The 12,995-nt window shown below is 67.6% G+C and carries 10 protein-coding genes; 3 read left to right on the top strand and 7 right to left on the bottom strand.

Going from position 1 to position 12,995, the window contains the following annotated elements; all coding sequences use genetic code 11:
- Window positions 1–41: 41 nt before the first annotated feature.
- Both QT382_RS20475 and QT382_RS20470 read right to left on the bottom strand, forming a co-directional pair.
- Complete coding sequence (locus QT382_RS20475) at window positions 42–3,086, bottom strand: ligand-binding sensor domain-containing diguanylate cyclase (protein ID WP_289255977.1); 3,045 nt, start codon at window positions 3,084–3,086, stop codon at window positions 42–44.
- 222 nt (window positions 3,087–3,308) lie between these two features.
- The gene (locus QT382_RS20470) at window positions 3,309–4,193 is read right to left on the bottom strand and encodes a substrate-binding periplasmic protein (protein WP_289255976.1); all 885 of its coding nucleotides are present in this window, start codon (window positions 4,191–4,193) and stop codon (window positions 3,309–3,311) included.
- Window positions 4,194–4,335: 142 nt separating this feature from the next.
- On the opposite strand from QT382_RS20470, the gene QT382_RS20465 reads away from it, so the two are divergent.
- Window positions 4,336–5,184 carry an ion transporter gene (locus QT382_RS20465; RefSeq protein WP_289255975.1) on the top strand — a complete coding sequence of 283 codons (849 nt, stop codon included), beginning with the start codon at window positions 4,336–4,338 and terminating at the stop codon, window positions 5,182–5,184.
- Here the strand turns inward: QT382_RS20465 and QT382_RS20460 are convergent.
- The 5 genes from QT382_RS20460 to dnaA form a co-directional block, all read right to left on the bottom strand.
- Window positions 5,181–5,666: a carboxymuconolactone decarboxylase family protein gene (locus QT382_RS20460; RefSeq protein WP_289255974.1), complete on the bottom strand. Its 486-nt coding sequence runs from the start codon at window positions 5,664–5,666 to the stop codon at window positions 5,181–5,183. The genes QT382_RS20465 and QT382_RS20460 overlap by 4 nt on opposite strands.
- A gap of 69 nt (window positions 5,667–5,735) precedes the next feature.
- The gene (locus QT382_RS20455) at window positions 5,736–6,674 is read right to left on the bottom strand and encodes an RNA polymerase sigma-70 factor (protein WP_289255973.1); all 939 of its coding nucleotides are present in this window, start codon (window positions 6,672–6,674) and stop codon (window positions 5,736–5,738) included.
- Window positions 6,675–6,739: 65 nt separating this feature from the next.
- Window positions 6,740–9,244: a DNA topoisomerase (ATP-hydrolyzing) subunit B gene (gene gyrB, locus QT382_RS20450; protein WP_289255972.1), complete on the bottom strand. Its 2,505-nt coding sequence runs from the start codon at window positions 9,242–9,244 to the stop codon at window positions 6,740–6,742.
- A 102-nt stretch (window positions 9,245–9,346) separates the two neighbouring features.
- A complete protein-coding gene (gene dnaN, locus QT382_RS20445; RefSeq protein WP_289255971.1) occupies window positions 9,347–10,471 on the bottom strand; it encodes a DNA polymerase III subunit beta in 1,125 nt (374 codons plus the stop codon).
- A 141-nt stretch (window positions 10,472–10,612) separates the two neighbouring features.
- Window positions 10,613–12,049: a chromosomal replication initiator protein DnaA gene (gene dnaA / locus QT382_RS20440; RefSeq protein WP_289255970.1), complete on the bottom strand. Its 1,437-nt coding sequence runs from the start codon at window positions 12,047–12,049 to the stop codon at window positions 10,613–10,615.
- A gap of 314 nt (window positions 12,050–12,363) precedes the next feature.
- On the opposite strand from dnaA, the gene rpmH reads away from it, so the two are divergent.
- Complete coding sequence (gene rpmH / locus QT382_RS20435; RefSeq protein ID WP_058937081.1) at window positions 12,364–12,498, top strand: 50S ribosomal protein L34; 135 nt, start codon at window positions 12,364–12,366, stop codon at window positions 12,496–12,498.
- A gap of 20 nt (window positions 12,499–12,518) precedes the next feature.
- The gene (locus QT382_RS20430) at window positions 12,519–12,983 is read left to right on the top strand and encodes a ribonuclease P protein component (RefSeq protein ID WP_289255969.1); all 465 of its coding nucleotides are present in this window, start codon (window positions 12,519–12,521) and stop codon (window positions 12,981–12,983) included.
- The last annotated feature ends 12 nt before the right edge of the window (window positions 12,984–12,995 follow it).

The raw sequence follows: 12,995 nt of genomic DNA, 5'->3' as shown, positions 1-12,995 counted from the left end.
AGTCCTACCTGCGCCTCCCGCATATGCGGGGCCATGCCGTCTCAGGGCCGGGTGCTGAAATGCACGCTCAGCCCCTCGGCCTGGCGCCAATCTTCCAGGTCGCGTGGCGCATGGAAGGGTGTCAGCCCCTGGGCGTCGGTGGCGCCCACATAGCCGTCGCGGCCGCGGGCCTTGGCGGCATAGAGGGCCGAGTCGGCCAGCGCCAGGCAGGCCGACCAGTCCCAGGCGCGCGGCTGGTGGCGGTCCAGCGGGAAGGCGGCAAAGCCTATCGAGGCGGTGACGGTCAGCTGATGGCCGCTGCCCAGGTCGAAAGGCTGCTCGCGCACGATGGCGCAGGCACGGGCGGCCAGATCGGGCGCGTCCTCGCGATGGGTCTCGCGCACCAGCACCAGCACCTCCTCGCCGCCCCAGCGCACCAGCGAGTCGGTATCGCGGAAGACCTCGCGCAGCCGCTCGGCCAGTTGCACCAGCACCGCGTCGCCGGCCGAATGGCCGTACAGGTCGTTGATGCGCTTGAAGTGGTCCAAATCCAGCAGCATCAGCACCAGATCGCTGTCCGGCCCCGGTGGGACCGGGCTTTCGTGGCGGCGCAGGCACAGGCGCAGGTCGTCGGGCAGGCGCAACTCCAGGTAGCGGCGGTTGCGCAGGCTGGTCAGGGTGTCGGTCAGGCTGGCCTCGCGCAGTTCGGCCGTGCGGGCGTCGACCAGGGCCTGCAGCTCGGATTCGCGCCTGCGCAGCTGCCGGGTGCGCCAGCGTATCCAGCCGGCAATGCCGAAGATGAACAGCAGGGCGCCGGCCAGCTGGGCCCAGAGCGTCTGCCACCACAGCGGCAGCAGCTTCACCGGCAGCTCCAGCTCGGCCACGCGGCCGGTGGAGGCTTGCGGCGCGGCCCGCACTTGCAGCACATAGTCGCCCGGCTTGAGCGGACCGAAGCTCGGGCTGCGCGAGCTGCCGTCGGCCTGGGTCCAGTGCGTATCCAGGCCGCGCAGCCGGTACTGGTAGCGCAGCCGACCGGGGTCGGCATAGTCCAGCCCGGCGAACTCGATGCCCAGCGTGCGGGTGCCGGCCGGCAGCAGCACGCCGTTCTGCAGGCTCTCAGGGTGGAAGGGCTGACCATCGGCCCGCAGCGCGCTGATCACCAGGGGCACGGTGCCCGTGTTCAGCGAGTAGAGCTCGGGCCGGATGCGCAGGAGGCCGCGGCTGCCGCCGAACACCAGGGCGCCATCGGGCAGCCGGGTGCTGGCGAAGAACCAGAAGGTGCCGAAGTCGGCGCCCTCGGCCGGGCCGAAGCTGTCCAGCCGGTCGGCCTTGGGGTCGTAGACGTTGAGCTGGCTCCAGATGCGGCCCTGTGCATCCTCATGCAGGTTGCCGCCGAACACGCCTTCTGTGCCGTGCCGTTCGCCGATGCGCTCGAAGCGGGCGCGGCCGCCCAGGTCCCAACCGATCAGCCGGTGCAGACCGGCGGCCGGCGTGTCGACCCAAAGCGTGCCATCGCGCGCCAGCAGCAGGGCCATCACGACCGGGCTGCCCAGCGTGTCGCCGGGCGCCTGTTGCACCGGCTCCAGCGGGCCGTCGCGTTCGCGGAACAGGCCTTGCTGGCCGCCGACCCAGAGCCGGCCGCTCGACGGCTCCTCTATCAAGGCGTAGATGCCGCCATGCAGCGGAGCACCACTGGCCGGATGCACCCGCTCCAGCGCCTTGGCCTCGGGGCCGGCCAGGCGGTACAGGCCTTCCTGCATGCCCAGCCAGATCTCGCCGCTGGCGCGCAGCAGCAGGCGCTGCGCACGGCCGCCGTCGAGCGGCCAGCTGCGCAGCAGGCGACCCTCGGCCGTGCGGTGTTCCAGCAGGCCGGCCGATGCCATCCAGAGGCTGCCGTCGGGCGCCTGGGCCAGCGACTCGACCACGCTGTTGCGCTCGCGCGGCCAGACGCCCAGCAGCGCCAGCTCGGCGCCGGGCCGGCCGTCCAGGCGCACGACGGCCCCCTTTTGGGTCGGCGCCAGCACTTCGCCGTTCTTCAAGGTCAGCAGGGCGCGCACGTCGATCTCGGTCAACGGGCTGTTCAAGTCCTCGTCAGGGCCGCGCACGGCCAGGGCCGGATGCTGCTGATGACGCTGCAGGCCCAGGCCATAGCCGCTGACCCAGAGCGCGCCGCTGCGGTCGCGCAGCAGGGCGCTGATGTCGTTGCCGGCCAGGCCGGTGCGGTGCCGCGGGTCGTGCTGCAGGCGCAGCTCGATGTGGCCGCTGGCCATGTCGACCCACAGCAGGCCGGTCTTGCTGCCGACCCACAGCCGGCCTTCGTCGGCCTCGGCGAGGGCCTGGATCGGCGTCTTCAGGTCCTGGACCCAGCGCACGTGGTTCTGCTCGACCACGCCCAGGCGGCCGTCCAGCGTGCCCAGCCAGAGGCGGCCGTCACTGGCCTCGGCCAGCGCCTGGACCGTGGCGTCGCCCGCGAAACCGGCCACCGGCCGCCAGCTCTTGCCCTCCAGGCGCGACAGCCCGCGCCAATGGCCGACCCAGACCGTGCCGTCGCGTGCCACGCGCAGCGCCAGCACACGGGCTTCGGCCTCGTCCTGCCAGCGCAAGTCCTGGGCTTCGAAGCGGCGCTCGGCCTGGCGGTAACGCACCAGACCCTGGCCCATGGTGCCGACCCAGACCGAGCCCTTGCCGTCGTCGGCCAGAGCGCGTATTGGCGAATGCGGGCCGGCCGCCCCCTTGAGGCCGCCGAAGCGCTCGACCCGGTCCTGCTCCGGGTCGTAGGCCATCAGTCCCATGAACTCCGTGCCTATCCACATGCGGCCGTCGAGCGTGGGTGCCAGCGCGCGGACCCAGCCCAGGTTGCGCTGGGTGCGGGTCTCGCCGGCCTGCTCGATGGGCCTCAGCCGGTAGCCGTCATAGCGGGTCAGGCCGGTGCTGGTGGCGACCCAGATGAAGCCGGCCTGGTCCTGCGCCAGCATGGGCACCGTGTTTTGGGGCACGGGCACGCTGCGGAACTGGACTTCCAGGGTCTCGCTGGGCCGCGCACCTAGCGCTGCATGCGAAAGCAACAGCAGACTGCAGGCGAGGCTCAGTGTGCGCAGGCGTGACATCGCGCTCAGGCGGCCGGCGGCGGCGCAGCGGTTGGGGAGGAGCGGCGAATCTCGCGTCGGGAGCAAGACATCTGCAACGGTCGCGAATCCGGTGAGGAGGAAGCGAAGAAAGCGCGCCGGGTCACGGCGCGGGGCGGACAAATTGTTGCATGGGTGCTGACGCCGTCATGAGCCCCAATCTCGGCACGGACCTCTAACGGCCGCAAAGCGCACGGGGCTCGATCAGGGAGGCGGGCTGCCCGCCTGCCACCAGAATTCGCTGCGCTGCAGCGGAGTCTGCGGCGGCAGCAGCGGGTTCTTCAGCTCGATCACGCGGCGCCGGCCCAGCTCCAGCGCGGCAAGCCGAGGCTGGAAATGGCGGCGGAACAAGCGGTCCAGGCTGCCGTCCTTGATCAGCGCCTCCAGCGCCTGGGACAGTGGTGGCAGCAACTCGCTCAGCTGGGGCCGCAGGAAGGCGTAGCTGGCTGTCGGATAGCGCAAGACGAAGCCGGGCGCGACGGCGAGGTCCAGCTGGGCATAGGTCTTGAGTTCGCCCTGCACCTCCAGCACCGACCGCGGGAAATAGTCGATGCGGCGCTTGCTGAGCATTTCCAGCAGATGGGGCGCGTCGATGGCGGTGTCGACGCTGAGGCCGTTGGCGCGCAGGATCTCCAGGTCCGGCCAGTGCAGGCCCTGGCCGCCGCGGCGCTGGGCCAGCTCGGTGAGCAGGGGCGCCTTCTGCCATTGGGCCAGGTCCGCTCGCCGGACCAGGGCCACGCGCCAGCCCAGCAGGCCGCGGTCCAGCGGCACTCGCAGCGGCAGGATGGCCTGCTCGCGGGCGCGGCTGGTCATGCTCCAGACCAGGTCCAGGCGCGAGCGGGCCTGGCTCATCTCCAGCTCCACGCGGCCCTGGCTGATCTGGAAGCTGGGCACCGGCTCCAGCCGGTGCGGCAGGCCGCTGCGCTGCAGGGCCAGGCCCATCAGTTCGACCACATAGCGGCCAAAGTCGTCTTGCGGCAGCAGCTCCATGTGGCGCAGCACCGGCGCCGGTTGCGCAGGGCTGCGCAAACTTCCACACAGGGCGGCGGTTGCTGCGAGGCTCTGGCGCCGGTTCAAGCTCAAGGACAAGGACGACTCCCTGTGACCGGGCAACTTCGGACGATTGCCTTGGGGGTCAGGTGTTGATGCATCAGCAAACTTTGCACCGATGGTAGCGACTATGGCGGCGGCGCCGGTTTGTAGACTCCGCCCAGGCTTTGAGGTCCTGCCTATGAACAACGAAATGGTCGCCCCGCAGCGCCGGGGCGTGAAGCATCTGCGTGCCGTGCTGTTCGCGGTGCTGCACAAGCCCGAGCCCGGCAACCGGCTGGCGCGCTATGCGAACTACTTGCTGGTCGGCCTGATCCTGGCCAACCTGGTGTCGGTGGCGCTGGAGACGGTGCCGTCCATTCATGCGCAGTGGAAGCAGGAATTCTGGTGGCTGGAGGCGATCAGCACGGCCCTGTTCGCGATCGAGTACCTGGCCCGGCTCTGGGTGTGCGTGGAGCAACGAAAGCTCAGCCATCCGGTCTTGGGCCGCCTGCGCTATGCGCTGCAACCGCTGGCCATCCTCGACCTGGTGGTCGTGCTGACCTACTGGATCGCGCTGGACCTGCGCTTCCTGCGGGTGTTCCGCATCGTGCGCCTGCTCAAGGTGCTGCAGCTCTACGAGTTCGAGGCCGCGCTGGAGCGTCTGGGCGTCTCGCTGCGCAAACGCCGCCAGATGCTGATCGTCTCGGTAGCGCTGATGTTCGTCTGCGTGTATGCCGCCTCGGCCCTGCTGTACCAGGTCGAGAAGGCCCATCAGCCGACGGTGTTCACCAGCATCCCGGCCACCTTCTGGTGGGCCGTCGAAACCTTTACCACGATAGGCTACGGCGACATGGCGCCGGTGACGCCCGTGGGCAAGCTGTTCGCCGCCCTGATCTCGGTCTTCGGCATTGGCGTGTTCGCCCTGCCGACCGCCATCGTTACCGCGGCCATCATCGAATCCAGTGCCAGCCACGATGCGGTGGCGGAGCTGGACTGCCCGGCCTGCGGGCACCGCTTCAAGGCGCCCGGCGGGCATGGGCACTCCTAGACCAGGCCGGCCTTGCCCAGGCCATAGGCCTGGTCCATGGAACCCGGCACGGCGGCAAAGCCAATGGCCAGGCGGTTCCAGCCGTTGATGCCGACGATGGCGAAGCTCAGCTCGGACAGCTCGGCCTCGCTGAAGTGCTCGCGCACGGCCTGGTAGTCGGCTTCGGCCACGCCCTGTGGCGGCAGCTGGGTCAGCAGCTCGGTCCAGGCCAGCGCAGCACGCTCGCGCGGCGAGAACAGCGGCGACTCGAGCCAAATCGTCACGTGGTGCAGGCGCAGGGCCCGCTCGCCGTGGATAGTCGCTTCCTTGACGTGCATGTCCACGCAGAAAGCGCAGCCGTTGAGCTGCGAGGCGCGCAGCGTCACCAGGTCCTGCAGCGAGGTTTCGAGCGAGCTCTTCTTGATGGCCTGGCTGAAGTCCAGGTATTTCTTGAACAGCTCGGGCGCGAGCTGGGCGTAGTTGAGGCGTTGTTGCTGCGACATGGAGAAACTCTTTGAAGGACTGACTGATTGATTGAGAGCGGGGACTTGAGACTTTGCGGTTCTCAATCATCAAGACGCACCAGGGTTCCGCTTTGTGACAGCTGCCGCCCAGGCCCCGGCAATGCGGCCCAGCTTTTCGGGGTTGCGCTGCGTGTGGATGCGGGTGATGTGCTGGCCATCGGTCTGCAGGCTCTGGGCCGATTCAAGGCGGCCATCGATGAAGCGCAACAGGCCCCATTCGCCGTTCATGCGGACCAGCTCCAGCTGCTGAACCGCCTCGCCGCGCTCGCTGCGGCGCGAGACGGCGAAGTACAGCTGGGCAATGCGCGCCGCGCCGGCCAGCACCTTGCCGAAGCTGGGCACGATGCCGCCGCCGTCGCTGATCAGCTCGGCGTCTTCGGCCAGCAGCGACTGCAGCGCGGCGAAGTCGCCCTTGCGTGCGGCCTCGGCGAAGCCGGCAAGCAGCCGGTAGTGCGTGTCTGGTGAGACCGCGTGGCGCGGCCGCGATTGGTCCTTCAGCTGGGCCTTGGCCCGCGAGACGATCTGGCGGCAGGCGGCCTCGCTCTTGCCCAGGGTCTGGGCCACTTCGGCGTAGTCGGCATCGAAGACCTCGCGCAGCAGAAAGGCCGCCCGGGCCTCGGGCCCCAGCCGCTCCAGCAGCGCCAGGAAGGCGACCGAGATGTCGTCGGCTCGCTCCAGCAGCTGCTCGGGCGAGTCGGCGGGTGATGCCTGCAGTTCATTCAGATCCAGCCAGGGCTCGGGCAGCCAGAAGCCCACGTAATGGGCCCGCTGGGCCTTGGCGCTGCGCAGCCGGTCAATGGCCAGCCGCGTGGTCACCGTCACCAGCCAGGCTTCGGCGTTGTCCAGGCCCTCGGTGTCGGCCTCATGCCAGCGCAGCCAGACGTCCTGCACCAGCTCCTCCGCTTCGGCCCGCGAGCCGAGCATGCGGTAGGCGATGCCCTGCAGGCGAGGCCGCAGGCGGATGAAGAGCTGGGTGGAGGTGTCCATGAAGCCCTAGACGGAGGGGGCGGGTGGCTTGTGACAAGGCCGCCGCCCTTGCGGGCTCGAGGACGTCAAACGTCGATATTGCCCGCCCGCAGCGCATTGGTCTCGATGAAGTCGCGGCGCGGCTCCACCTCGTCGCCCATCAGCATGGTGAACACGCGGTCGGCCTCGATGGCGTCTTCGATCTGCACGCGCAAGAGGCGGCGCACGGTCGGGTCCATCGTGGTCTCCCACAGCTGCTCGGGGTTCATCTCGCCCAGGCCCTTGTAGCGCTGGCGGCCGACCGAGTTTTCGGCCTGCTGCATCAGCCAGCCCATGGCGGCGCGGAAGTCCGAGACCTTGCTTTCCTTGGCCTTCTCGCCTTCGCCCTTCTTGACGATGGCATCGGCGCCCAGCAGGCCCTTGAAGGTGCGGCCGGCGTCGGCCAGCACTTCGTAGTCGGCGCCGTGGACGAAGTCGGCATTGATGATGCTCGAGCGCACATTGCCATGGTGGCGGCGGCTGATGCGCAGCAGCAGCTTGTCGGTGCGGGCGTCGTACTCGGCCGCGACCTCGGCCTCGTGCAGGGCGGCTTCCATGGAGCGGGCCGATTCCTCGGCGGCTTCCTTGGTGTCGAGGTTGATCGCCAGGCCACCTGCCAGCGTGCGCAGCGCCTCGAAGTCCATCCAGTTGGACAGGCGTTCGATCACGTTCTCGGCTAGCACGTACTTGCGAGCCAGGGTCTCGAAGGCCTCGCCGCTCAGCACCGAATCACCGATGCCGGTGTGCAGATGCGCGTCCTGCAGCGCGACCTTGAGCAGGAAGGCGTCCAGGTCATGCGCATCCTTCAGGTACTGCTCGTGCTTGCCGACCTTGACCTTGTACAGCGGCGGCTGGGCGATGTAGATGTGGCCGCGCTCGACCAGCTCCGGCATCTGGCGGTAGAAGAAGGTCAGCAGCAGGGTGCGGATGTGGGCGCCGTCCACGTCCGCGTCGGTCATGATGATGATGCGGTGGTAGCGGAGCTTGTCCGGGTTGAAGTCGTCGCTGCCGGCGCCGCGGCCAATGCCGGTGCCCAGGGCAGTGATCAGCGTGATGATTTCGTTGCTGGTCAGCAGCTTCTCGTAGCGCGCCTTCTCGACGTTCAGGATCTTGCCGCGCAGCGGCAGGATGGCCTGGAACTTGCGGTCGCGGCCCTGCTTGGCCGAGCCACCTGCGGAGTCGCCCTCCACGATGTAGATCTCGCACAGGGCGGGATCCTTTTCCTGGCAGTCGGCCAGCTTGCCGGGCAGGCCCAGGCCGTCCAGCACGCCCTTGCGGCGGGTCATCTCGCGGGCTTTGCGCGCGGCCTCGCGGGCACGGGCGGCGTCGAGGATCTTGCCGCAGATGGTCTTGGCATCCAGCGGGTTCTCGAGCAGGTAGTCGGTCAGCAGGCGGCTGACGATGTCTTCCACCGGCGCGCGCACTTCGCTGGACACCAGCTTGTCCTTGGTCTGCGAGCTGAACTTGGGCTCGGGAACCTTGACCGAGACCACGCAGGCCAGGCCTTCGCGCATGTCGTCGCCGGCGACCTCGACCTTGGCCTTCTTGGCCAGCTCGTTGTCCTCGATGTACTTGTTGATGACGCGGGTCATCGCCGCGCGCAGGCCGGTCAGGTGGGTGCCGCCGTCGCGCTGCGGAATGTTGTTGGTGAAGCAGAGGACGTTCTCGTTGAAGCCGTCGTTCCACTGCATCGCCACTTCGACGCCGACATTCGTGCCCTGCTCCGAGAGCTTGTCGCCCTGGGCGTGGAAGATTTTCGGGTGCAGGACGTTCTTGCCCTTGTTGATGAACTCGACAAAGCCCTGCACGCCGCCGGCGTAGGCGAAATTGTCTTCCTTGTTGTTGCGCTCATCGACCAGTCGGATCTTGACGCCGTTGTTCAGGAACGAGAGCTCGCGCAGGCGCTTGGCCAGGATGTCGTAGTGGAAGTCGTTGTTCTGCTGGAAGATCTCGGTGTCCGGCAGGAAGTGGACCTCGGTGCCGCGCTTGTCGGTGTCGCCGATGATCCTCATCGGGCTGGTCTCGAAGCCGTCCACCACCTCGATCTTGCGGTCCTGCGGCACGCCTTGCTTGAACTCGATCTGATGCACCTTGCCGTCGCGGCGCACGGTCAGGCGCAGCCACTTGGACAGGCCGTTCACGCAGCTGACGCCCACGCCATGCAGGCCGCCCGAGACCTTGTAGCTGTTCTGATTGAACTTGCCGCCGGCATGCAGCTCGGTCAGCGCGATCTCGGCGGCCGAGCGCTTGGGCTCGTGCTTGTCGTCCATCTTGACGCCGGTGGGGATGCCGCGGCCGTTGTCGATGACGGAGATCGAGTTGTCGGTGTGGATGGTGACGATGATGTCGTCGCAGTGGCCGGCCAGGGCCTCGTCGATGGAGTTGTCCACCACTTCGAACACCAGGTGGTGCAGGCCGGTGCCGTCGGACGTGTCGCCGATGTACATGCCGGGGCGCTTGCGCACCGCCTCCAGGCCTTCCAGGATCTGGATCGAGCTGGCGCCGTAATCACCGCCGTCGGTGGGCTGTTGCGGGGGGGTGTTCTCGCTCATCGGGGACTCTTCTCTCTCACTGCGGGGCCAGGTCTTGCCGGCCCTTCAAAACACTGAAGCGGGCCTAAGCCCGCTGCATTCCTTTGTCGACGGCCTGGCGCGTCAAATCCGCATCGGCATGACCACGTACTTGAACCCCGTTTGTTCCGGGATCGTGATCAGGGCGCTCGACGCGCTGTCGTTCAGATCGATGTTGACCATGTCCTGGCCCATGTTCTGGAGCACGTCCATCAGGTAGGTCACGTTGAAGCCGGTCTCGATGGAGTCGCCGCCGTAGTCGATCTCGATCTCTTCCTTGGCCTCTTCCTGCTCGGCATTGCTGGAGGCGATGGCCAGCAGGCCCGGCTCGAAACTCAGGCGCACTGCCTTGAACTTCTCGCTGGTCAGGATGGCGGCGCGCTGCAGGCTGGCCAGCAGGGTCTGGCGGCCCAGCGTGACGCGGAACTTGTGGTTCTTGGGGATGACACGGTTGTAGTCGGGGAACTTGCCCTCGACCAGCTTGGTCACGAACTCCATGCCGCTGAACGAGAACTTGGCCTGGTTGCCGGCAAAGCGCATCTCGATCGGCTGGTCGTCCGAGCCGTCCTTGCCGCCGTCCTTGAGCAGGCGCATCAGCTCCAGCACGGTCTTGCGCGGCAGGATGACTTCCTGCTTGGGGATGTCGGTTTCCAGCGTGGCCTGGGCCAGGGCCAGGCGGTGGCCGTCGGTGGCGACCAGGGTCAGGCTCTTGCCTTCGGCGACGAAGAGGATGCCGTTCAGGTAGTAGCGGATGTCGTGCACCGCCATCGAGAAATGGACCTGGTTGATCAGGCCCTTGAGGGTCTTCTGCGGCACGCTGAACGCGGGGCCGAAATCGGCGGCTTCCTGCACCAGAGGGAAGTCGTCGGCCGGCAGGGTCTGCAGCGTGAAGCGGCTCTTGCCGCCCTGCAGGGTCAGCTTGTTCTGGTTGCTGGTCAGCGAGACCACCTGGTCGGCCGGCATCGAGCGCAGGATGTCGATCAGCTTGCGGGCACCGACCGTGGTCGAGAAGTTGCCGCCGTCGCCGCCCAGTTCGGCCGTGGTGCGGACCTGGATCTCCAGGTCGCTGGTGGTCAGCTCGATCTGCGAGCCGGTCTTGCGTATCAGCACGTTGGCCAGGACCGGCAGGGTGTGGCGGCGTTCGACAATGCCGGACACGGCCTGCAGGGCGCCGAGCACCTGGTCCTGGGCGGCTTTCAACACGATCATGACGTCGTCCTCTTTCTCGTTCGTACGCTCGTTCTGGAGGGGCGGCGCCTGGGGAGACTTCCTCCTCGGAAATCCGGAATCAGACGCGCGCGCGAAGCAGCGCGCATTGTCGCCCAGGAATCGGGGTGTTCCCGGGGGGGATTACCCCTTGAGCGTCTGCTCCAGCACGTGCAGCTGCTGGTTCAGCTCGGTGTTCTTCTGGCGCTCGCCGCCGATCTTGCGCACGGCGTGCAGCACGGTCGTGTGGTCGCGGCCGCCGAACAGCTCGCCGATCTCGGGCAGGCTTTTCTGGGTCAGCTCCTTGGCCAGGTACATGGCGATCTGGCGCGGCCGGGCGATGGAGGCCGGGCGCTTCTTGGAGTACATGTCGGCGATCTTGATCTTGTAGAAGTCGGCCACCGTCTTCTGGATGTTCTCGACCGAGATCTGCCGGTTCTGGATGGAGAGCAGGTCCTTGAGCGCCTCGCGCGCCAGCTGGATGTTGATCTCCTTGTGCGAGAAGCGGCTGTAGGCCAGCACCTTGCGCAGCGCGCCCTCAAGCTCGCGCACATTGGCGCGCACGTTCTTGGCGATGAAGAAGGCCACGTCCTCGGGCATGGGGGCGCCCTCGGCCTCGGCTTTCTTGATCAGGATGGCGACCCGCATCTCCAGCTCGGGCGGCTCGATCGCTACCGTCAGGCCGGCGTCGAAACGGCTGGTCAGGCGCTCGTCGATGTCCACCAGACCCTTGGGGTAGGTGTCCGAGGTCATGATGATGTGGGCGCGCTTGGCCAGCAGGGCCTCGAAGGCGTTGAAGAACTCCTCCTGCGTACGGTCCTTGCCGGCGAAGAACTGCACATCGTCGATCAGCAGCAGGTCCAGCGAGTGGTACTTGGCCTTGAGCTCGTCGAAGGTCTTGCGCTGGTAATTCTTGACCACGTCCGAGATGAACTGCTCGGCATGCAGGTAGAGCACGCGGGCGTCGGGCTTGTCCTTGAGCAGGGCATTGCCGACCGCGTGGATCAGGTGCGTCTTGCCCAGGCCCACGCCGCCGTAGATGAACAGCGGGTTGTACATCTGGCCCGGAGCGCCAGCCACATGCAGGGCGGCCGTGCGGGCCATCTGGTTGGCACGGCCCGGCACGAGGGTGTCGAAGGTAAGGGCGGGGTTGATCCGATGGCGAGTGGCGCTGGGCGCGGGCGGCGCAGCATCGGCGGCCGCTGGCGGCGGGCTCACTTCCTTGGCCATGGGCACGGGCTTGAGGCCGTTGTGCAAGACCTGGCCCACGGCGACCGGCTGGTTGGCGGGCAGGGCGGGCCGGGCCACGGCAGCATCGCTGCGCGGTGCCAGGGCGAGTTCAAGTCGGGCCGGCTTGCCGGCCAGTTCGGTCAGGATGGATTCGATGCGGCCGGCGTACTGGTTGCGGATCCAGTCCAGCTTGAAGCGGTTGGGCACGCGCAGCGAGACGACGATGCCGTCCTCGCCCGCCGCGTCCTGCACCTCGGCCTCCGGCAGCGGCCGGATCCAGGTGTTGAACTGCTGTTCGGGCAGCTCCGCGGCGAGTCGTTCACAGCCGCGCTGCCAGAGGTTGAGGCTCATTGTGGAAAACTTGTTCTTGAGCGGCCGGATTGTACGGATGCGGGGCCGGCGGAGACCGGGTTATCCACAGAATTTTTTCGAGGGTCAAGTCCTTGAAATCCCCAGCTGGGTGAACCCTTGCATTGACCGGCCCATCAAACTTTGGTGTAATCGCGGGTTTTCCAGGACGCCGGATGGATATGTGCTGCCTGCGACGAAGCCGATGGATCCCATGGGCTCGTGTCGCGGCGCCGCACCGGCAGCAGAGCGTCCCTCATCCACCGCGCGTCCCGCCGGACGTTCCCCAGGGCTGAAGGCCCAGCAAGAGGTTAGAAATGAAGCGTACTTACCAAGGTTCCAAGACCCGCCGCGCCCGCACCCACGGTTTCCTGGTCCGCATGAAGACCCGTGGCGGCCGTGCCGTCATCGCTGCTCGCCGCGCCAAGGGCCGCAAGCGCCTGGCTGTCTAAGCCCAGGGGCTGGACCCAGAATGATCGGCCGCATCGTGCGATCGGCCGACTTTGAGCGCGTGCTGGGCACGCCCAGCCGCGCTCGCAGCAGCCACTTCGCTGTCCACCATGTGGTGGCGGAGCCGAGTCTGCCGCAACGGCGCTTATCCACAGCGCCAGCGGACTTATCAACAGGCGATGCACCGGCTTCCCACAAGCTTGTGGAAGACCGGCCGGTTCAAGGCCGCTGGCTGGGCACCGTAGTGCCCAAGCGCCTGGCCCGCCGCGCGGTCACGCGCAACCTCTTCAAGCGACAGATACGGGCCGTGTTCGAGTCCGGATCCGACAGCCTGCCGCCCGGACTCTGGGTGGTGCGGCTGCGTGCGCCTTTCGACCGCAAGCAATTCCTCAGCTCCGCATCCGACGTCCTGCGAGCCGCCGCGCGTGCCGAATTGATGCAGCTGGTCGGCAAGCTGGCGGCCAAGCGTCCGGCCGTCAACGCCTGAGCCGGAGCCGAT

The sequence above is a fragment of the Pelomonas sp. SE-A7 genome (assembly GCF_030345705.1).
Classification (GTDB): domain Bacteria; phylum Pseudomonadota; class Gammaproteobacteria; order Burkholderiales; family Burkholderiaceae_C; genus JAUASW01.
This window is presented reverse-complemented; position numbering and strand designations above follow the sequence as displayed.